Annotated in this window: 19 protein-coding genes; 15 read left to right on the top strand and 4 right to left on the bottom strand. The window is 63.0% G+C overall.

Features of this window, described 5'->3' with window-relative positions; translation table 11 throughout:
* Positions 1-69 precede the first annotated feature (69 nt).
* Both AXW84_RS04595 and AXW84_RS24495 read left to right on the top strand, forming a co-directional pair.
* A complete protein-coding gene (locus AXW84_RS04595; protein WP_068229347.1) occupies positions 70-3,126 on the top strand; it encodes a PAS domain-containing protein in 3,057 nt (1,018 codons plus the stop codon).
* A 594-nt stretch (positions 3,127-3,720) separates the two neighbouring features.
* On the top strand, positions 3,721-3,864 hold the full coding sequence (locus tag AXW84_RS24495) for a hypothetical protein (RefSeq protein WP_157886813.1): 144 nt from the start codon (positions 3,721-3,723) through the stop codon (positions 3,862-3,864).
* 194 nt (positions 3,865-4,058) lie between these two features.
* Here the strand turns inward: AXW84_RS24495 and AXW84_RS04600 are convergent, their stop codons facing one another.
* Entirely contained in the window at positions 4,059-4,796 is a 738-nt protein-coding gene (locus AXW84_RS04600; protein ID WP_071891000.1) for a LytR/AlgR family response regulator transcription factor, read from the bottom strand.
* A 176-nt stretch (positions 4,797-4,972) separates the two neighbouring features.
* Here AXW84_RS04600 and AXW84_RS04605 point away from each other — a divergent pair, with 176 nt between their 5' ends.
* From AXW84_RS04605 to AXW84_RS04645, 9 genes are all read left to right on the top strand, one after another.
* A complete protein-coding gene (locus AXW84_RS04605) occupies positions 4,973-5,521 on the top strand; it encodes a nucleotide exchange factor GrpE (RefSeq protein ID WP_068229355.1) in 549 nt (182 codons plus the stop codon).
* A 90-nt stretch (positions 5,522-5,611) separates the two neighbouring features.
* Complete coding sequence (dnaJ, locus tag AXW84_RS04610; protein WP_068229357.1) at positions 5,612-6,748, top strand: molecular chaperone DnaJ; 1,137 nt, start codon at positions 5,612-5,614, stop codon at positions 6,746-6,748.
* A 234-nt stretch (positions 6,749-6,982) separates the two neighbouring features.
* Positions 6,983-7,492: an RNA polymerase sigma factor gene (locus tag AXW84_RS04615; RefSeq protein ID WP_068229359.1), complete on the top strand. Its 510-nt coding sequence runs from the start codon at positions 6,983-6,985 to the stop codon at positions 7,490-7,492.
* Between the two features lie 12 nt (positions 7,493-7,504).
* Complete coding sequence (locus AXW84_RS04620; RefSeq protein ID WP_068229361.1) at positions 7,505-8,134, top strand: hypothetical protein; 630 nt, start codon at positions 7,505-7,507, stop codon at positions 8,132-8,134.
* Between the two features lie 61 nt (positions 8,135-8,195).
* Positions 8,196-9,134, top strand: a complete 939-nt coding sequence (locus AXW84_RS04625; protein WP_068229363.1) for an ABC transporter ATP-binding protein — start codon at positions 8,196-8,198, stop codon at positions 9,132-9,134.
* A 15-nt stretch (positions 9,135-9,149) separates the two neighbouring features.
* Positions 9,150-10,574, top strand: coding sequence for an ABC transporter permease (locus AXW84_RS04630; RefSeq protein ID WP_068229366.1), 1,425 nt, complete (start codon positions 9,150-9,152; stop codon positions 10,572-10,574).
* A gap of 319 nt (positions 10,575-10,893) precedes the next feature.
* Positions 10,894-11,775 (top strand): ChaN family lipoprotein, encoded by an 882-nt coding sequence (locus AXW84_RS04635; protein ID WP_068229369.1) that lies wholly within the window; start codon positions 10,894-10,896, stop codon positions 11,773-11,775.
* An 18-nt stretch (positions 11,776-11,793) separates the two neighbouring features.
* Positions 11,794-12,429, top strand: coding sequence for a hypothetical protein (locus AXW84_RS04640; RefSeq protein ID WP_068229372.1), 636 nt, complete (start codon positions 11,794-11,796; stop codon positions 12,427-12,429).
* Positions 12,416-13,411 carry an MBL fold metallo-hydrolase gene (locus tag AXW84_RS04645; protein WP_082773699.1) on the top strand — a complete coding sequence of 332 codons (996 nt, stop codon included), beginning with the start codon at positions 12,416-12,418 and terminating at the stop codon, positions 13,409-13,411. The genes AXW84_RS04640 and AXW84_RS04645 overlap by 14 nt, the downstream gene beginning before the upstream one ends.
* A gap of 78 nt (positions 13,412-13,489) precedes the next feature.
* Here AXW84_RS04645 and AXW84_RS04650 read toward each other — a convergent pair whose 3' ends face one another.
* Complete coding sequence (locus tag AXW84_RS04650) at positions 13,490-13,681, bottom strand: hypothetical protein (RefSeq protein ID WP_068229374.1); 192 nt, start codon at positions 13,679-13,681, stop codon at positions 13,490-13,492.
* Between the two features lie 56 nt (positions 13,682-13,737).
* Positions 13,738-14,085, bottom strand: coding sequence for a HesB/IscA family protein (locus AXW84_RS04655; RefSeq protein WP_068229377.1), 348 nt, complete (start codon positions 14,083-14,085; stop codon positions 13,738-13,740).
* 202 nt (positions 14,086-14,287) lie between these two features.
* On the opposite strand from AXW84_RS04655, the gene AXW84_RS04665 reads away from it, so the two are divergent.
* Positions 14,288-14,824, top strand: a complete 537-nt coding sequence (locus AXW84_RS04665) for a DUF7935 family protein (protein ID WP_068229384.1) — start codon at positions 14,288-14,290, stop codon at positions 14,822-14,824.
* A gap of 34 nt (positions 14,825-14,858) precedes the next feature.
* The gene (locus AXW84_RS04670) at positions 14,859-15,392 is read left to right on the top strand and encodes a 5' nucleotidase, NT5C type (protein ID WP_068229386.1); all 534 of its coding nucleotides are present in this window, start codon (positions 14,859-14,861) and stop codon (positions 15,390-15,392) included.
* Between the two features lie 91 nt (positions 15,393-15,483).
* On the opposite strand, the gene bshA is transcribed toward AXW84_RS04670, so the two are convergent.
* Positions 15,484-16,620: an N-acetyl-alpha-D-glucosaminyl L-malate synthase BshA gene (gene bshA / locus AXW84_RS04675; protein ID WP_068229389.1), complete on the bottom strand. Its 1,137-nt coding sequence runs from the start codon at positions 16,618-16,620 to the stop codon at positions 15,484-15,486.
* Between the two features lie 208 nt (positions 16,621-16,828).
* Between bshA and AXW84_RS04680 the strand changes: the two genes are divergently transcribed.
* Together AXW84_RS04680 and AXW84_RS25710 are read left to right on the top strand one after the other, a co-directional pair.
* Entirely contained in the window at positions 16,829-18,718 is a 1,890-nt protein-coding gene (locus tag AXW84_RS04680) for a M1 family metallopeptidase (protein WP_068238914.1), read from the top strand.
* 206 nt (positions 18,719-18,924) lie between these two features.
* Positions 18,925-21,069 (top strand): T9SS type A sorting domain-containing protein, encoded by a 2,145-nt coding sequence (locus tag AXW84_RS25710; RefSeq protein ID WP_236943245.1) that lies wholly within the window; start codon positions 18,925-18,927, stop codon positions 21,067-21,069.
* Positions 21,070-21,120 lie beyond the last annotated feature (51 nt).

Raw genomic sequence — 21,120 nt, forward strand, 5'->3', positions numbered from 1 at the left:
ACTTTCGTCGTTGGGTCCCGAACCTTGGGCAGCGTATTGCTAGTTTCCGCTACTCAACTCTGCCGCCCCATGCCCGCCGCTTCCGTTACTTCGTCGCCCCTTGCCGTGGCCCAGGCCCGCATCCAGGCGCTGGAAGCGGAGCTGCGGGAGGCCCGGGCCGCCAACCAGCAGCTGAGCCTGGGTTCGGGCTTGGCCCAACAAAACCCCAACCCCGTACTGCGCTACAACGCAGCCGGTGAGCGCACCTACGCCAATCCCGCCGCCGTGCGCCTGCGTCACCAATTGGGGCCCCTGGCAGCGGCGGCGCTGCGGGTGCAGCTGCGGGCGCTGGCCGTCCAGAGCCTGCGCGACGGCCGTCCGCACCAGACGGAGTTGCACTACGAATCCCACGGGCTGCAAGTGTCGCTGGTGCCATCGGTTGCCACGGGGTACGTGAATGCGTACGTAGTTGACGTAACGGCTCGCCACCAGGCCGAGCGGCAAATGCGTGAGCAGCAAGCGTTTTACGAACGGGTGCTGGATGAGCTGCCCAGCCAGGTGGCCGTATTTGGCCCTGACCAGCGCTACTGCTACCTCAACGCCCGCAGCGTGCCCGACGCGGCCGAGCGCCGGCAGTGGCTGGGCAAAACTATGCTGGACACGGCCGGTTTCATGGGCCGCCCGCCCGACGTAGCGGCCCGCCGCCACGACCTGATGGCCCAGGCCGTGGCCGAGCGCCGCGGCCTCGAATGGCAGGAGTCCTACCCCGAACCCGACGGGCGCGTAAGCCATTTCCTGCGCTACTACCAGCCCGTGTTTGGCACGTCGGGGGCCCTGGAATTCATCATTGCCTACAACACTGACATTACCGGCCGGGTGCAGGCCGAGGCGCAACTGCGCGAGCAGCAGAGATTTACCGCGCTAGTGCTCGACACTACGCCCAACGTTATCTACGTTCGCGACCTGGACCAGCACGTGCTATTTCAGAACCAGGCCTGCCAGCTGTTGCGGGCCGAAATGCTGCCACTCCAAGCCTTGGCTCAGGGCAGCGTGGCGGCCGGCGAGCGGCGCGCCTATGCCGCCGACGATGCCCGCGTGGTGCAAAACCGGCAGGAAATAGTTACCGAAGACTGCCTTACGCTGCCTTTAGGCGAGGTGCGCTGGTACCACACCGTGAAGCGCCCGCTACTGCGCCCCGACGGCGCAGTGCACGTGCTGGGCGTGAGCACCGACATAACGGCGCTCAAACAAGCCCAGTACACCTTGGAACGCAGCGAAAAGCGCTACCGCGACCTGATGCACTACGCCCAGGCCCTCATTTTTACCTGCGACCTGAACGGTACCCTGCTCTCGGCCAACCCCATGCTGGCCGCCCTGCTGGGGGTTTCCGCCGCGGCCTTACCTGGCCAGCCCGTGGCCGCCTACCTGGTGGCCGGCGACCGGCTCGTCTTTGCAGGGTACCTGGAGCGCATTGCTGCCGCGGTGGCCGGCGAGGCCGAAGGTGTGGTGCGGGTGCAGGGCCCCACGGGGGTGCGCCACCTGCTGTACCGCAACGTGGTGGTGCGCGAGGCCGGCCAGGCGCCCTACGTTATCTCGCACACCCACGACATAACAGACCGGGTGCTGGCCGAGAAGGCCACCCAGCGGGCGCGGGCAGAGGCAGAGGCCACAGCCCGCGCCCGTGAGAACTTCCTGGCCAACATGAGCCACGAAATCCGCACGCCCATGAACGGGGTATTGGGCATGACGGCCCAACTGGCCAAAACTCACCTCGACGCCCGCCAGCAGGAATTGGTGCGCGTGGTACGCGCTTCGGGCCAGCACCTGCTGGCGGTGCTCAACGACGTGCTCGATATGGCCAAAATCACGGCTGGCAAGCTCGAGCTGGAGCAAACCGCCTTCAACCTGTGCGACGCGCTGGGCGAGGCGCTGCAACCCCTGGCTGCACAGGCCCAGGAAAAGGGGCTGTCCTTTGAGGCGTGGCCCCTGCGCGCAAGCTGCCCCGTGCCGTGGGTGGTGGGCGACCCACACCGGCTCATCCAAATTCTGCTCAACCTGGTGAGCAACGCCGTGAAGTTTACCGAGGAGGGCAGTGTGACGGTAAAGGGCGAGCAAGTGGCCGAAACGGCTACTGCCGTGACCGTGCGCTTCAGCGTGGCCGACACGGGTCCCGGCATTGCCCCCGACAAGCAGGCCCTGGTGTTCGAGAGCTTCGCCCAGGCCCAGGCCGACACTGCCCGCCGCCACGGTGGCACGGGCCTGGGCCTGAGTATTTCGCGGGCCCTGGTAGAGCAGATGGGCGGCGCCCTCACCCTCACCAGCGCGCTGGGCGCGGGCAGCACCTTCGCTTTCGCCCTGGTGCTGCCCAAGGCCGAAGTGCCTGCCGAAGCGCCCGCTGGGGGCCCCGCGCCCTACGATACTGGCCGCCTGGCCGGCGCGCGGGTGCTGCTGGTGGAAGACAACGAAATCAGCCGCACTGTGGTGCGGATGCTGCTGGAACCGTGGGGCGCGCTGCTCGACGAAGTGCCGGATGGTCCCGCTGCCCTGGCCCGGCTGGCCACTGCCCCGCCCTACGACGTGGTGCTGATGGACATCCAGCTGCCGGGCCTGAGCGGCGTCGACACCACGGTGCTCCTGCGCCAACTGCCCGATCCGCGCCGGGCCGCCACGCCAGTTGTTGCGCTCACCGCCAACGCATTTCGAGCCGACGGGGAACGCTACCTCGCCGCCGGCTTCAACGACTACCTGGCCAAGCCCTACGACGAAACCGAGCTGCACCACAAAATGGTGGCCCTGCTGCCGCCGCCAGCCCCGGCCTACGACCTGGCCCACCTGCGCCGCCTGGCCCAGGGCCGCACCCCGTTCGTGCTGAAAATCATCCGCTCGTTTCTAGCCAACGCCCCCACCAGCCTAGCGCAGCTGCGCGCCGCCGCCGCCGCCCACGACTGGGCGCAGGTGGCCCGCGTGGTGCACCACATCAAGCCCAACCTGCTGGCCCTGGGCATCATGCGGCCCGTGGCGGCCGTGGCCTTGCTCACGTCCCGCCCCACCGAGGGGCCCTTCGACGACCGCGCCCCGGCACTGGCTGCCCTGTTGGCTGCCGTGGAGCAAGCCCTGTGCGAGCTGCCCGCCGAGCTACCTATTTGAGGCAGCCTTGGAAAATAGTGGCAAGTGCCGACTTTGCAGAAAATGTGCTGACTTAGCTCATGGCGGCCCAGGGCCGGTAGCCCGCGCCGGATGCACGACTTTTTTTGGCAGTTCGCCCTTCCAGGGCGGGGCCCACGGGGCCGGTTGTGGGGCGCGGGGCGGGCCGGCTGCTGCGTATTGCCGCTGCCTCTGCTTTGCTCATTCGCCATGAAGAAGCCTTTCCGTAGCTGTTTTTGGGCGCTACCGAAGCTGCGCTGATGCGGCTGGGCGTGGGGCTGAGGCTGGGTGTAGCCGGCCCGCTGGGCCCCCAGCGGGCCGAGGGCCCCGGCGTGGCCCAAAGGACAGTGGGTGCGGGCTGAGGTGCGGCTCCCGGCGGTCTTGTTGCGGTTTGCGTGGCACTCGGCCGGTGGCCCATAGGTGCTGGCCGGGCCGCTGCTGGAAGGCCGCCAGCCCACGTCGCGCAGCTACGTGCGGCTAGTATGGTTGTGGCAGCGCCTACTGGCCCCCGGCGGCGCCGCCGCACGCGTGGCCCTGCCCGTGGCCTTCAGGCCGGGGCGCCTGCGTTGAGGGCCCTACGCCGATTTACTGGCGCTGGTGACCAATATCCCCGCTTTTGGTTTGGATGCCAAGGGCGGGCTGCGCGCGATAACCTGCTGCCGGGCGGTGGTGGGCAAGTCCGCTATCCTCATCCCGCCGCTGCGCAGCCGCGTTATGTTGTTTGAAGCGGCGCTAACGTAGCGCGTGCCCGGCCGCATCGCGGCCGGCGAAATGCTGCCTCGGCTTCGGCGCAACCCGGGGCCCCTGAACGGTGCTGCGGCCAGTGTATACGGGACTGGTTGGCAGCGCGAATCTTGTAATTCGTGGCGCTACACGCCAGGCTGGAATTGCCGATGCGATGCGGTTGGCGCGGAAACGCGACTGGCAAAGTTTGGCTATAAGTTGCGCAAGCTGCGGTAAAAGGCGTCCTGGTACGACTTGCCTATGGGTACTTCGTAGGGCCCCAGGCGCAGCAGGTGGTCTTCGACGGAATCGATGCGCTGGGTGTTGACGATGTAGGAACGGTGCACGCGCTGGAAATGCTCGAAGGGCAGCCGCTCGCCCACCGCCTTGAGGGTGGCGTACACGATGTGCCGCTGCGTAGCCGTCACCAGCACTGAGTAGGTAGACAGGGCTTCGATGAACAGCACGTCGCCAAAGTCGAGGCGCACGAGCTTATTGTTCACCTTCACGAACAAGTGCTGGTCGTGGTCGTCGGGGGCCGGCAGCTCGGCCGTGGCCGCGGGGAGCGTGGGCGCGGCGCGGCGAGCGGCGGCGCGGCGCACCGCTTGCTGGAAGCGGGCAGGCTCTACGGGCTTCACCAAGTAGTCGGCCGCGTGCAGGGCAAAGGCCTCCACGGCGAAGTCGCGGTGCGAGGTAACGAGAATGATTTCGGGCGGCGGCGGGGGCAGGATGCGCGCCAGCTCCAAGCCCGAGAGGTGGGGCATTTCGATGTCGAGCAGCAGCAAATCGACCGGCGGGTGGTGGCGCAAAAAATCTAGGGCCTCCATCGCGTCGCCCAGCGATGCCACCAGCACGAGCCCTTCCGTGAGCTCAATTAAGTGCTCCAGCGTAAGCCGGTTCATTTCATTATCGTCGACGACAATGCAGGTGAGGGATGGGGCGACGGACATAGAAAGGAGTTTTTCGCTGGCCTAATGTACGTGCCTGGTCCCCGGTGTGGGCAAAGGCCCCCGTGCGGGCCGTGCCAAACTGGCAGCCGCGGGCCCTTTGGCAAACTCCTTGCGCCGGGGCCCTTGCCGCAAGGCCCAACCCCGTGAAAAACCCATTCCGACGCATATTTCCGACAATGGCCAACGATAACAACCTGCCCCAGGACGACAACCTGACCGCTGACCCCACCCACGCCGCTGGCGAAATGGCCGATGGCGAAACCCCCGACGCCAGCGCCGCCGGGGCCCGCCCCGACGCCGAGCTGGCCGACCTTAAAGACAAATACCTGCGCCAGGCCGCCGAGTTTGAGAACTACAAGCGTCGCACCACCAAGGAGCGCATCGAGCTGTTCAAAACCGCTAACCAGGAGCTGATGACGGCCTTGCTGCCGGTGCTCGACGACTTCGAGCGGGCCCGCGCCGCCACCCTCACCACGCCCGATGCCGACGCCGTGCGCGAGAGCATCGCCATCATCTACAACAAGCTCGGCAAAACCTTGCAGCAAAAGGGTTTGGTGCCGATGGAAGTAAAAGGCGGCGACTTCGATGCCGAGCTGCACGAGGCCATTACCCAAATTCCGGCCCCGAGCGACGATTTGCGCGGTAAGATTGTTGACGAAGTAGAAAGAGGCTATTACTTAGGCGATAAAGTGATTCGCCACGCCAAAGTAGTGTTGGGACAATAGCTTGAATTATCTTTTATCCCCGCCGGGCGCGGCCTTTCGCAGTGCCGAGCGGGAATAAAAATTAGCATGATAAAAAAATAAATAACGTCGATGGCAACTAAGGCAGATTATTACGAAGTATTGGGCGTGACCCGCACCGCGGCCGGTGACGAGATTAAGTCGGCGTACCGCAAGATGGCCATCAAGTACCACCCGGATAAAAACCCCGACGACCCCTCGGCCGAGGACAAGTTTAAGGAGGCGGCCGAGGCGTACGAGGTGCTGAGCAACCCCGACAAGCGGGCGCGCTACGACCGGTTTGGCCACCAGCAGGGCGGCGGCGGCGGGGCCCCCAACATGGACGATATCTTCTCGCAGTTCGGCGATATCTTCGGTGGCGGCGGTGGGGGGTTTGAGGGCTTTTTTGGCGGGCGCCAGGGCGGCGGCAAGCGCGTGAGAAAGGGCTCGAACCTGCGCATCAAGCTGAAGCTCGACCTGGAGGAAGTCGCCAATGGCGTCGAGAAAAAAATTAAGGTGAAGCGCTATGTGGCCTGCCAGCCCTGCGGTGGCAGCGGCGCCAAAAACGGCACCGAGCTGAAAACCTGCGCCACCTGCCAGGGCCAGGGCCAGGTAAAGAAAGTGGTGAACACCATGCTGGGCCAGATGATGAGCAGCAGCACCTGCCCCACCTGCCACGGCGAGGGCAAAACCATCACGGCCACCTGCGACGTGTGCAAGGGCGAAGGCCGCCAGCTGCACGAGGAAGTGATTCCCATCAACATCCCCGCCGGCGTGGCCAACGACATGCAACTGAGCATGAACGGTAAAGGTAACTACCCCGAGCGCGGTGGCGTGCCTGGCGACCTGCTGATTCAGATTGAGGAGGAGCCGCACGAGTTCCTGAAGCGCGACGGCAACAACATCATGTTTGAGCAGTACATCTCGTTCGTGGACGCTGCTTTAGGGGCCAACCTGGAGGTGCCCACCATCGAGGGCAAGGTGAAAATTAAGGTCGACCCCGGCACCCAGCCGGGCAAAATCCTGCGCCTGCGCGGCAAGGGCATCAAGGACCTGAACGGCTACGGCCGCGGCGACCAGCTCATCCACCTGAACGTGTGGACGCCGAAAAGCGTGAGCAGCGAGGAGCGCGACCTGCTCGAAAAGTTACGTGAGTCGCAAAATTTCGTGCCTCACCCCGGCAAGAATGAAAAGGGCTTCTTCGAAAAAGTGAAAGAGTACTTCCAGTAAAATTTGTCTGAACCACGGATTCGGCGGATTTTTCGGATGAATCGGATTTTGTAGATGCAGAAAGGCCGCCCAGTTGGGTGGCCTTTTTTTGGGCCAAAATTTATTTTATAAGCCATTTTAAGGAGGCAATCGTCCCCAAAATCCGATTCATTCGAAAAATCCGCCAAATCCGTGGTTCAGACATGTAATGCGTGGCGGCGGGCGGCGATTAACTTCCCGAAATTACTGCTCCGCATGACCGCCGTTGCTACTGCTCCCGACTTTGTGGGGGCCCTGAACGAGTACCAGCCGCTGCTGCGGCGGGTGGCCCGCCTCTACTGCCAGGACGCCGACGACCGCCAGGATTTGTTCCAGGAAATGGTGCTGCAGCTCTGGCGGGCCTGGCCGCGCTACGTGCCCCAGCCGGGCGCCAAGCTCAGCACCTGGCTCTACCGCGTGGCCCTGAACGTGGCCGTGAGCAACCTGCGCCACCGCACCCGCCACCCGGCGCCCGGGGCCCTCGGCGCCGACGCGCTGCAAGTGGCCCAGGCCCCCGAAGCCGCCGCCTTCGAGCCCGAAGAAACCGCCGCCCTCTACCGCGCCATTGCCCGGCTCTCGGAGGTTGACAAAGCCTTCGTGCTGCTGTACCTGGAAGACCGGCCCTACGAGGAAATGGCTGATATATTGGGTATTACCCAAAACAACGTGCGCGTGAAAATGCACCGCGTGCAAGAAAAGCTCCGTCAATTATTGGTTCGCCGCTAAGCCCTATTCATTATGGAACTCGACGATTTGCGCCGGCAGTGGCAGCAGCCCGCCCCGCCCGGCCCGGCCCTCGACGCTGGCCAGCTTAGCAGCTGGCTGGCCCGCGGTTCGGGCGGCCTGGTGGCCCGCATGCGCCGCAACACCCACTGGGAGCAGGCCTTCACCGCGCTGGTAATGGTGGGGGCGGCCGTGCTGTGGGCCAGCAGCACGCAGCTGATTTACCGGTTCTACGCCGTGGTGCTGCTGGGGCTAGGGCTAGGTATGTTTTATTATTACTACCGCGTGCTGGCCGTGCTGGGGCAGATGGCCGCCGCCGATGGCCACCTGCGGGGCCACTTGCAGCGGCTGAGCGCCGGCTTGCGCCAGCTGCTGCGCTTCAACTTTCGCCTCACGCTTGCCATGGGGCCCCTGGCGTTGTTCTCGCTGCTTGGGTACGCCGTGGGCCGCGAGCTGGCCCGGCCCGGTGGGTTTCGCTCGGGGCGGGTGCTGGTGGTGGGCGGCGTGCTGCTGGCGCTGGGGGCCCTGCTGCAGCTGGCCGTGGCCCACCTCACGCGCCGCTACCTGCACCAGCTCTACGGCCGCCACCTCGACCGGCTCGACGCTAACCTGCGCGAGCTGGACGAGCCGGGCCTCGGCGCCTGAGGCGGTGCTCTAGCCATTCATGCGTATTCTTGCAAATTCCTATTCTTCTCTTCTTTCTGCCATGACGCCAATCCTTGAAGCCCTGGACGTGCGCAAAACCTACGCCGCCCACACCGCCCTCGACGGCGTGAGCCTCGCCATTCCCGAGCAAAGCATTTTCGGCCTGCTGGGGCCCAACGGCGCGGGCAAAACGTCCCTCATCCGCATCATCACCCAGATTACGGGGGCCGACGGCGGCGAAATTCGCTTCCGCGGGCAGCGCCTGGGGCCCGAGCACATCGGCCGCATCGGCTACCTGCCCGAAGAGCGCGGCCTCTACAAAAAGATGAAAGTGGGCGAGCAGCTGCTGTACCTGGCCCAGCTGCGCGGCCTGAAGCGGGCCGACGCCACGGCCCGCATCAAGCAGTGGCTGGCGCGCCTCGACCTAATACCCTGGGCCCAAAAAAACGTGGAAGACCTCAGCAAGGGCATGCAGCAGAAGGTGCAGTTTATCGCCACGGTGCTGCACCAGCCCGAGCTAATTATCCTCGACGAGCCGTTTTCGGGCTTCGACCCCATCAACGCCAACCTGATCAAAGACGAGATTTTGGCGCTGCGCCAGCAGGGCGCGACCATCATTTTCTCGACCCACCGCATGGAGTCGGTGGAGGAGCTGTGCGACAGCATTGCGCTGATTAACAAGTCGCGGAAGGTGCTCGACGGGCCGGTGTCGGCCATCAAAAACCAGTTCAAAACCAACACCTACGAGGTGGAGGGCAAGGGCCGCCCCATCCTCGCGCACCCCGATTTTGAGGTGGTGGAGCAAAAGGCGCGCGAAAACGACCACTTCTACGCCCGGGTGCGGCTGCACACCGGCACCACGCCCAACGAGCTGCTGCGCTTCCTCATCGGGCAGGTGGAGGTGCACGCCTTCCGCGAGCGGATTCCGAGCATCAACGAGATTTTTATCCAGCGCGTGGGCGAAACCATGCCCGAAACCGCCGCCACTTACGCCAACTAATACCCTCCCGCCGTCATGGACAAAATCTGGCTCATCATCCAGCGCGAATACCTCACGCGGGTGCGCAAAAAGAGTTTTCTGGTCATCTCCCTGCTCGCCCCGGTATTGCTGGCGGCCTCGTCGCTGGCCATCGGCAAGCTGAGTACGGGCGGGGGCCCCGACATCGTGGCCGTGTACGACGAGAGCCAGCTGCACCTGCTCGCACAGCTCGTGAGCAACGACGACGTGCAGTTCGTGCCCGCCCTGGGCACGTCGCTGGCCGCCTCGGAAGCGGCGTTTAAGAAGTCCAAAACCAAAGAGGACGCCCTGTTGTACGTGCCCGCCGCCACCAGCATCGACAGCACCCGCGGCATCCAGTTGCTGGGCAACGGCAACGTGCCGCTCAAACGCCAGCGCGACGTGCGCGCCGCCGTTAGCAAAGCCCTGGGGGCCCTGAAGATGGAGCGCTCGGGCCTGAAGCAGGCCACCATTGACGCTTTGCAAGCCAAAATTGAACTCACCGCCATCGACCTCACCCAGCAAGGCGGCCGCCGTAACGACGTGGGCGTGACCACTGCCATGGCCTACGTGCTGTCCATTCTGGTGTACTTTTTTATTTTCATGTACGGCGTGCAGGTGATGCGCGGCGTGAGCGAGGAAAAGTCGAGCCGCATCATGGAAGTCATGATTTCGTCGGTGAAGCCGTTCCAACTCATGATGGGCAAAATTCTGGGCATTGCGGGTGTGGTGCTCACGCAGTTTGGGCTGTGGCTGGCGCTCTCGTGGGGCCTCACCACGGTGCTCGTGCCGCTGCTGCTGAAGGATAAAGCGCCCGTGGTGGCCGCCGCCAGCCGCCCCGGGGCCCCCGCCGCTACCGCCGCAACGGCGCCAGCCGGTGGGGCCGCCGCGGCCCCGGGCGCCATCGATGCGCGCCCTAGCAGCGCCGCCGCGGCCGCCAATGCCGACGAGCTGCCCATTACCGCGCCACGCGCCGGGGCCCCGTTCAGCATCTGGAAGGTGCTGGAGGGGCTGCCGATTGGCAGCATCATCGGCGGCTTCCTGTTCTTTTTCCTGGGCGGCTACCTGTTGTACTCGGCCATGTTCGCGGCCATCGGCTCGGCCGTGGACGACCAGACCGACGCCCAGCAGTTCATGTTTCCGGTCACCATCCCGCTCATCCTGAGCTACATCGTGAGCATCAACGTCATCATCAACGGCGACCCCAACGGGCCCTTGGCGTTCTGGCTCTCGATGATTCCCTTCACCTCGCCCATCGCCATGGTGATGCGCCTGCCCTTCGGCGTGCCGCTGTGGCAGGTGCTGCTCTCGGGGGGCCTGCTCATCGTCGGCTTCGTGGCCGTGACGTGGGTGGCCGCCCGCATCTACCGCGTGGGCATCCTCATGTACGGCAAAAAAGTGACCTATAAGGAGCTGGGCAAGTGGATGTTCTACAAAGGGTAGGGAGTAGGACGTAGGGCCCTCAAGCCAACCAAGGCCGTCATGCTGAGCGCAGCCGAAGCATCTCTACCGCAGCAGTAATATTTACTCAGCGGTAGAGATGCTTCGGCTGTGCTCAGCATGACGGCCTTGGCTATTGGTCCCGGCTGCACGAACGCTGAATGGGCATGACGGCCTGTATTGCTTCGATTGCTCGATTGCGTCTGCCACGACTATCTCTGGGAGCAGTTATTCCGGTTTTCGCAACCGACTTCGGGGCCCAACTGTTCGTAACCGCAACGGGCGCTTTGCCCCAAATCCTCCGCGAAACCTACCCCGAACCTTGCGAAACCTTGCGCTAAAAATCGTCTGCCTGCTGGCCCTGTGCAGCTTCACGCTGGGCGACCGGCCCGCCTACCGCCTCTTCGCCGCCGATGGCAAAAATGCCGATTACGACCAGATGCTCGCCGACCTGGCCCAGGCCGACGTAGTGCTTTTCGGCGAGCAGCACAACGACCCCCTGGCGCACTGGCTGGAGCTGCAGGTAGCCAAGGACTTGCAGCGCCTCAAGGGCCCCGGCAAGCTGGTGCTGGGCCTGGAAATGTTTGAGCGCGACGTGCAGCCGCTGGTGGCCCAGTACGCCGCCGGCACCCTGCCCGACTCGGCCTTCGAGCGCCAAGCGCGCCCCTGGCCCAACTACGGCACCGACTACCGCCCGCTGCTGCAATTCGCGCAGGCCCACGGCATCCCGGTCATCGGCACCAACGCTCCGCGGCCGTTTGCCCAGCAGGTGGCCCGCGGTAGCCTAACTGCCCTCGACAAGCTGCCCGCCGCCGACCGTGCCTTACTAGCCCCGCTGCCGCTGAAAGTGGACTATGACCTGCCCGGCTACAAAAACATGGCCGCCATGTTCGGTGGCGGCAACAGCCCGCACGGCGGCGGGGCCCAAACCATCATCCAGGCCCAGGCCTTGAAGGACGCCACGATGGCCTACTTCATCCGCACCAGCCGCCAGCCCGGCCAAACCCTGCTGCACCTCAACGGTAGTTACCACTCCGACCACCACGACGGCATCGTGGCCTACCTGCGCCAAGGGGCCCCCACGCTGAAAGTGCGTACCATCAGCGTCGCCACCCAAGCCCAGCTGGACCGGCTGGCCAAGGAAAACATAAACTTGGCCGACTACGTGGTGGTGGTGCCGGAGGACATGAACAAGACGTACTAAACGCTTGCCTTTTCCCGCATGATTTCGACGACCAACTACGCGGCCCTGCCCGCGGCGCCCGTCCTCCGGCGCCTGTGCCAGGCGCTGGCCGTGCTCGACGCCATCAACTCGCCCGACTGGGAATACCGCTACTATTCCTACAACCCCAACTGGGGCGAAAACGAGGAGCTGCTCGAAATGCGCGACGGCGAAGGAGACCAAATGCTGGTCTTGTTCCGCCCCGAAGGCTGCGTGATAAACGGCTACTTGCACGAGTACGACCAGCCCGCCAAAGCCCAGGTGACGCGCGGCCTGCCCGTCGCTTTTGCCGATTTCATGGCGGGCGAGCCGGTGGCTTCCATCGGCACCACCTTCTGCCTCTGGTACACGCCCGCCGATGGCTGGCAAACCGGTCCCGTGGCGAACGAAGACGATGGCTCGGAAGAACTGCTCGCCATCTTTGACAACCAACCCGCCACCTACGCCGAGTGGGCCACCGAGTACTACCTCGACGAAACCGACCGCCGGCCCATTGCGCCTGCCGCCGTAGCTCCCGTGTACCAGCACGAAGTGCTGACCAAGAAAATGGCGCTGGCTCTCAACGAAGAGTTGGAAGACTGGACGATGCTCGCCGCCGACTTGCAGGAAATCGGGTATGCGTATGAGTTTAGCTAGAACGCCGGCTTTGGTAAGTTACCGCCTCCGGCGAGCCTTCGCGGGGCTGTGGCTGGGGCTGCTGCCGCTGGGGGCCCCGGCGCAGGTTCCCAGCCGGCCGGCCTTCGATGTAGTGCCGCTGGGCGTGCGCGGTGGGCTTGATGAAAGCAACCTCTCGGCCTACCTGGTGGCGCCAGCCGGTAGCACGGCTTACGTATGCCTCGACGCGGGCAGCCTACGCACTGGCCTCGACAAAGCCGTGGCTGACAAGGTGTTTGCCGTGGATGCCGGCGTGGTGCTGAAAACCTACATCAAGGCCTACCTCATCTCGCACGCCCACCTCGACCACGTAGCCGGCCTGCTGCTGAACGCGCCCGACGACAACGCCAAAACGATTTACGGCCTGCCCAGCTGCCTGGCTACCCTGCAAAACGATTACTTCAACTGGCGCGCCTGGCCCAACTTTGGCAACGCCGGGGCCCCACCCGCCCTGGGCAAGTACCGCCTCCAGCCCCTAACGCCGGGCCCTGAAGTGGCGCTGCTCGAAACCACGCTGCGCGTGCGCACCTTCCCACTCAGCCACGCCCGGCCCTACGAAAGCGCCGCCTTCCTGCTGCGCAGCCAGAATAGTTACTTGCTGTACGTGGGCGACACTGGGGCCGACGAGCTGGAGCAAAGCCACCAGCTGCAAGCCCTGTGGCAGGCCGTGGGGCCCCTGGTGCGGGCCGGCCAGCTCAAGGCCCTGTTCATCGAAACCTCCTACGCCAACGAGCAGCCCGAAAAGCTATTATTCGGCCACCTCACGCCCGCCCGGCTGATGCAGGAGCTGGCTGCGTTGGGCCAGGCGGCGGGCCCCGGGGCCCTGCGCGCCGTGCCCATCGTCATCACACACCGCAAACCGCCGGCCAGCAACGAGGCCACCATTGCCCAGCAACTGGCAGTGGCCAACGCGCTGGGGATGAGAATGTTGTACCCGGTGCAGGGCCAGCGACTGCAATTTTAAGCCGTTGGGAAATGGACACAAAAAAGCCCGGCCGAGCCGGGCTTTTTTGTGGGCGGTTGAGCGGCAATCGTATTTGAATCAAGCGTTGTCCGTCGCGTCAGGCTTGGCTTTGGCGAGGGCGGCGCTGAGACTGTTTTGCAGCTGGGCATTGGGGGCCCCGGCGGCTGCGAGCGAGATGTTGTACTGCTTTTGCAACTGCTCCCAATCTTCGATGGCAATGAAAACGCCGGTTATTTTCCCCTTGTCGTCCGACAAATATTTTACGTCCATAACAATTCGGAAAAAACCAGCGAAATCACGGTTAATCAGTCAAAATCAGTAATTGTTTAGGCAGAGAACGACGAGCCGCAGCCGCAGGTGCTTTTGGCCTGGGGGTTGTTGAACACGAAGCCACGGGCGTTGAGGCCGTCCTGAAAATCGACCTCCATGCCGAGCACGTACATCGCGTGCTTCTTGTCCATGATGAGCTTGAGGCCGTCGAGGTCGTAGGTTTCATCCTGCTCCTTGGCCTTATCGAAGCCCAGCAAGTAGCTCATGCCCGAGCAGCCGCCGCCCTGCACGCCGATGCGCAAGCCGTAGTCGTCGGGCACGTTTTTCTCCATGATGATATTTTTAACCTCGACCACGGCGCGGTCGGTGAGGCTGATGGGGGCGAGGGTGGCAACGCTGGCCATAGGAAAGACGAGGTTAGATTAATTAGAACAATAACAAATATACACCGGCCCGGGCTGGGGCCCCGCGCCAAGGTAAACAGCGCTGGGCGGGCCGCGGTTCACGGCGTAGTTTTGCCAGCGGCCGGGCTCCAGCGCGGCCCGCCGGCGGGGCCCCGCCGGTGCCGTGCCCACTTTCTGCCCGGCTGGAGCCGGGTGCTGCCCCATGGATTCTCCCGCGTACCTCTTCGAATTGCTCAAAATTATTCTGCCGGCGCTCGTTGTGGCCGGGGCCATCTACTTGCTTTTCAAGCAGTACCTGGACAAAGACCAGCAGCGCCGCCTCATCGAGCTGCGGCTGGCCAGCAGCAAGGAAACGCTGCCCCTGCGCCTGCAAGCCTACGAGCGGGTGGTGCTGATGTTGGAGCGCATTTCGCCCAATAACGTACTCGTGCGCCTGAGCAGCGCCGGCCAATCGGCCCCCGACTACCACCGCCTGTTGCAACAAGAAATTCGGGCCGAGTACGACCACAACCTCTCGCAGCAGCTCTACGTGTCGGCCGATGCCTGGGTGCTGGTGAAGGAGGCCAAGGAAAACGTGCTTACGATGGTGAACCGCGCCTTCCACGGCCTGCCCAACCCCGGCCAGGCCCGCGGCACCGAGCTGGCCAAGCGCATCCTCGAAGGCCTGATGACCGACGCCGCCGAGCCCACTGCCCAGGCCCTGGCCGCCGTGAAGCACGAGGCGTTCGGCCTGTTTTAATTGCCTAGCCTTGGGGCCCCAGGCTCCGCTACTTATGGAAAAAAAGACCCGCATTGCCGTCGACATGGACGAGGTGATGGCCGATTCTATTGCCCGATTCCAGGAGTGGTACGGCCGTGATTTCCAACGCGAACTGACCCTGGAGTCGCTGCACGGCCGCAACGCGGCCGACGCCGTGGCCCCCGAGCACCAAGCCGCCCTGCGCGCCTACCCCAACGCGCCCGGTTTCTTCAAAGACCTGCCGGTGATGGCCGACAGTCAGCAAGTGCTGCGCCAGATGTCAGAGCGCTACGAGTTATTCATTGCCACGGCGGCAATGGAATTTTCTAACTCATTTCTGGACAAGTACAACTGGTTGCAGCAGCACTTTCCTTTTATTCCGTGGTCGCATTACGTGTTTTGCGGCGATAAAAGCATTATCAACGCCGACTTCCTCATCGACGACAACGCCTACAACTTCGACCATTTTCGGGGCGAAGGCATCTTGTTCAACGCCCCGCACAATGTGCACAAGACGGGCTACCGCCGCGTGCACAGCTGGCAGGAAATAGCGGGTATATTCCTGTAGCGTGGACTTTAGCTACGCTGACCTTCGGTTGTAGTCCGCGCGTTGAATGGTTTATGTTAGCCGTTCAACGCACGGACTCACAGCGTCTACGCTACACTGTAGCCAGGGTGGCGGCGATGGCGCGGCGGTAGCAATCCTCGTACAGGGGCACGATGTTGCCAACGGCAAACTCCTCGGCGCGGGCGCGGGCGGCGGCTTTGAAGCGTGGCAGGTTGGCGTCGTCGAGCACGTAGAGGGAGTTTTTGACCATGTCGGCCACGTCGCCGATGTTGCTTACCATGCCGGTTACGCCGTGGACGTTCAGCTCGGGAATGCCGCCGGCGTTGGTGCTCACCACGGGCATTTCGCAGGCCATGGCCTCTAGGGCGGCCAAGCCAAAACTCTCATTCTCGGACGGCATTAAGAATAAATCTCCCACGCTGAGCACTTCCTCCACGGCTTCGAGCTTGCCCAGGAAGCGGATGTCGCGCTGGCAATCGAGGTCGCGGGCCAGCTTCTCCATGCGGCTGCGGTCGGGGCCGTCGCCCACCAGCAGCAGCTTGGCTGGAATCTCGGCCCGCACGCCGGCGAAGATGCGCAGCACGTCTTCCACGCGCTTCACCGCCCGGAAGTTGCTGGTGTGGATGAGCAGCTTCTCGCCTTCGGGCGCAATGGCGGCCCGGAAATGGCTTTTGTCCTGCTTGCGGAAGCGAATAAGGTCGATAAAGTTGGGAATCACTTCCACCTCTTTATCAATGGGAAACGACTCGTAGGTTTCGCGCCGCAAATCGGCCGATACGGCCGTCACGCCGTCGCTCTGGTTGATGCTGAACGTGACCACCGGCTCGTAGCTGGCGTCTTTGCCCACCAGCGTAATGTCGGTGCCGTGCAGCGTGGTGACGACGGGCGCGGCGATGCCGCGCGAGCGTAGAATCTGCTTGGCCAGGTAGGCTGCCGAGGCGTGCGGAATGGCGTAATGCACGTGCAGCACGTCGAGTTTCTCGTTCTGCACGATGTCGACCATCTTGCTGGCCAGGGCCGACTCGTAGGGCGGAAACTGGAAGAGCGGGTACGCGGGTACGTACACCTCGTGGTAAAACAGGTTCTCGTTGAAGAAGTCGAGCCGCACCGGCTGGCTGTAGGTGATGAAGTGGACGCGGTGGCCGCGCTGGGCCAGGGCCTTGCCCAGCTCAGTGGCCACTACGCCGGAGCCCCCGTAGGTGGGGTAGCAGACGATGCCGATGTTCATAAAAGGAAAAAAGAAGCGCGGGGGTAACCGCTGAGCGCGGCAGATGTTGCCGGGGGGCCCACGGGTGGGATTTGGCAGACGGTTCTACGTAGTTGGTCGGGAAAATGGGCCGGGTGTTGCACGGGAACGGGATAAAAAACCATTTTTCGGGTTCCACCGCCTTGCTTTGCGTATGTTTTGCTTTCGTTACCTCGCGTTTTTTTGCCGCTTGAAGACCCTGTTTCTTTTTCGTAGAGCCTTGCTGGCCGGGCTGTTGGTTTCGCTGGCGCTGGCCGGCCAGGCCCAGCCCGCGTTGCCCATTGCGCGCAACCTGCAAGCCGCTTACGCCCGCGGTACCCGCGCCGAAACCGGGGCCCCGGGCCCCAAGTATTGGCAGAATACAGCCGCCTACGACATCGACGTGGAATACAACCCATCGTCGCGCTGGCTTTCGGGTACGGTAGATATCGTGTACCAAAACAATAGCCCCGACACGCTGCACCAAATCTGGTTCAAGCTCTACCCCAACCTGTACCAAAAAGGGGCCCCGCGCGTGAATCGCATCGCGCCGGAAGACGTCGGCGACGGCGTGCAAATCCAGCAACTGGTCCTCAACGGCCAGCGCCTCGACGTGCGCCAGCTAGCCATTGACGCCACCAATATGGTGGTGCCGCTGGGGGCCCCGCTGCTGCCGCGGCAAAGCCTGACGGTGGCCATTACCTACGCCTACACGCTCAACCAGGGCTCGCACAACCGCACTGGCGAAGTGGAGCCGGGGGCGGCCTTCGTGGCCTATTTCTTCCCCCGCATCGCCGTGTACGACGACCTCGACGGCTGGAACCGCTGGCCCTACACCGGCGTGGCCGAGTTCTACAACGATTTCTGCACCTTCAAGGCCTCCATCACCGTGCCGCGCAACTACGTTGTCTGGGCCACCGGCAACCTTGTGAACCCCGGCGAGGTGCTGGCCAAGAAGTACATCGACCGCCTGCACCGCGCCGAGCAAAGCGAGGGCGTGACGACCATCATCGACAGCACCGACGTGCGCCGCCGCGATGTCACCAACCCCGACGCCCAAAACGCCTGGCGCTTCGAGGCCCGCGACGTGCCGGACTTTGTGTTTGCCACCGCCGACCACTACGTATGGCAGGCCAGCAGCCCCGTGGTGGACCCCAAAACCCAGCGCCGCACCCGCGTCGACGCCGTGTACTCGCCCCAGCACCGCGACTACAAGGGCGTGATGGACATTGCCCGCCGCACGGTGCTGGCCATGAGCTACACCTTCCCGAAGTGGCCCTTCCCCTACGCCCACGAAACGGTGTTCGACGGCCGCGACCAGATGGAGTACCCCATGATGGTGAACGACAACCCCAGCGCCACCCGCGCCGAGGCCATTACCCTCACCGACCACGAGATTTTCCACACGATGTTCCCGTTCTACCTGGGCATCAACGAAACCAAGTACGGCTGGATGGACGAGGGCTGGGCCACCATTGGCGAGTGGCTGATTTCCAGCATAATTGACCCAAATTTGGTTGATTCCTACGGGATGCAGCCTTACAACGCCGCCGCCGGTACCGAGGCCGACCCGCCCATCGTCACGCTCAGCAGCCAGCAAACCGATCAAGCATTTTTCCTGAACTCGTACCCCAAGCCCGGACTGGGCTACCTGTTTGTGAAGGACTTGCTCGGCGACGAGCTATTCACCCGGGCCCTGCACACCTACATCCGCAACTGGCACGGCAAGCACCCCATGCCCCACGATTTCTTCAACTCGATGAACGCCGGCGCGGGCCAAAACCTGAACTGGTTCTGGCAGCGCTGGTTTTTCGACGACGGCTACCCCGACCTAGCCATTGCCCGCGTGGCCCAGGGCCCCAGCGGCACCGAAATAACCATCGAAGCCAAGGGCACCAAGCCCGTGCCCATCGACCTGCTCATGACCTTCGCCGACGGTACCACCCAGAAAATCCACCGCACCATTGCCGTGTGGCAAGCCGGGGCCCGGACCGTAGCCGTGCCCGTATCCAGCAAAAAGACAATCAAAAAAATCGTGCTCGGCAGCCTTTACGTGCCGGATAGCTTTCCCAAAGACAACGTGTGGGAAGCAGCTGGATAGGGTATTAATCTAAGATTGACTTATCTCCTGATTGAGGTTTTATTTTCAGCTTAACAGTTGCAATAATTAACTCTTGATGAATAATTCATGCAATTAATTTGGAAGTATCTTTAGCCCTCAAATTATGGATTTATATGATTTTTACGTTTACGCAGCAGTCACTCCCGCTTGCGCTTAAGAAAGTCTTTGCAGCTTTATGGCTGCTCTTGGTTTGTTTCAATGGCTTCGGGCAAGCGCGATACACTTGGCAGCCCAATAACGGCAGCAGCAGTTGGGCCGACGGCAGCAATTGGAACCCGGCCCGCACTACCCCAGCCGCCAACGACGTTTTAGTATTTGACGGGGCCCAGACGCCTACTACCAGCGTCACCCTCGATTTTGCTACTGCCCAAACGGTTGGTCAGCTGAGTTTTACTAACGGGGCACAGGTAACGCTGAACAACGATGGCCCGCGGACGCTGGACATTGGGGCCGTGCTGCCCGCCATTGGGTTCCAGGTAGGGGCGGGGGCAAAGGTGCAAATTGTGGGCACCTTGAGCAGCGCCGCGCTAAAGGTGCAACTGGCCCCAAACGTGAAAGCCAGCATTGCCGGTCGCATTGAACTGTCGGGCTTGGGCACTAGTGGCAGCGGGCACCAACTGCTTTCCAGTACGCCCGGGGCTATCGAGTTTCTGAGCGGCAGCTATTTGCTGGGCGGCTCAAAATTTATTGGTTTCCCTTTTGGCGAGCTGTCGGCGGGGGCGGGCTCGGCAATATTTCGCAGCGGTGCCACCTTCGAGCAGTTGAGCGGCGGCACTGCGTTTGGGGGCAAAACGTGGTCCATGGCTTCGTTTGATCCGGGTAGTACGTTCGTGTTTTCGGCAACATCGGGCACGCTTGGCGTGAGCAACCGCGCCTTTGGCCACGTATTGATCACTGCCAACCGGACCTCGCCGGTAGCTACGTTCGCAGCGGGCACGTTGAGAATAGTAAATGACTTGACCATTACGGCTGGCACGCACCCTTTCAACGTCCAAAACATAGAGTTGCTGGGCAACATTGTGCTGAACGGCGGCAATATGACGCTGCCCGCCGTTGATACCAACAACGCCAATGCCCCCCAAGCAAGTACGCTTAATATCATCGGCAGCGCTGCCCAAAGGATTGCCGGCACGGGCACTATAACCATGGGCTCCCTCGTCAGTGTGACGCTGAACAACGCCGCCGGCCTCACACTGCAACGCCCGCTACAAATCAATGCCAACCTGGCTTTGACCCAGGGCCTGCTGACCACCACCGCGGCTAACAGCCTGACCTTGGGGCCCCAGGCCACCACGTCCGGTGGCAGCGCCACTAGCTTCGTGAACGGCCCGCTGAGCTGGGTGCTGGCCACGGCCAACACGGCTACCGACTTATCCTTCCCGATTGGCAGCGGCGCGGCCTACCGCCCGCTCGTGCTTCGGGCCGAGCAAACGGATGCCACCGCCACTACCTACACGGCCCAACAGTTCAACCAGGCCCCCGCGGTGCGGGCCATGCCCACGGCGGCGGGCAGCCTACAACGGGTATCGGCCGTGCGATACGTGAACGTGACCAATAGCGGGGCAGCTAATTTTAAGCAAGGCACCATCACGCTCAACTATGATGCTGATGACAAAGTGGATGCGCCCGCCAAGCTGCGCATTGCCAAAAGCGACAACGCCGGTAACTGGCTCGACTTGGGCGGTACGGGCTCGGGGGCCCCAATCGGCAGCATCGCGTCCGCGGTGGCGTTTACTTCGTTTAGCGATTTTGTGCTGGCCAGCACGGAGGCCACTGCGGGCCCCGGCAACAACCCACTGCCCGTCAGCCTCACCAGTTTCACGGCCCGGCGGGAGGCGGCTGGGGTGCGGCTGCGCTGGGCCACGGCCACCGAGCGCAATAACAGTCATTTTGAGATTCAGCACAGCCTTGACGGGCAAGCATTTACTGTTCTAAAGAAGCTCTCGGGCCAGGGCCACAGCACTTCGGTTCAGGAGTATGCTTGGTTGCACGAGGCGATGCATAATAACAGCTTGCTGTACTATCGATTGCGCCAAGTCAATATTGATAATACCAGCACGTATTCGCCAGTGGTGGCGGTGCAAGCGGGCCCGGTAGCGGCCGGTGTGTTTCCCAACCCTGCTTACGACCAGCTCAACTTTTACGCCATGGCCGGCGATACTTACCGAGTGCTCAATGTGCTGGGACGGCCAGTCCTAACAGGAACGGCCGTTGCTAGTCTCAACACCCTTAGCTTGAACAGCTTGAGCCCCGGTATTTATCATTTGGAGGTTGTCGGTGCGCAAGGCCGGGTCCAGTATCGGGTTATTAAGAACGGAGTTGGTCGCTAGGGGCATGGAGGAGACGCCAACCTTACGATCAAGCAGAGATAAGCCTGGGGA

The sequence above is a fragment of the Hymenobacter sp. PAMC 26628 genome, from assembly GCF_001562275.1.
In the GTDB taxonomy this organism is placed as follows: Bacteria; Bacteroidota; Bacteroidia; order Cytophagales; family Hymenobacteraceae; genus Hymenobacter.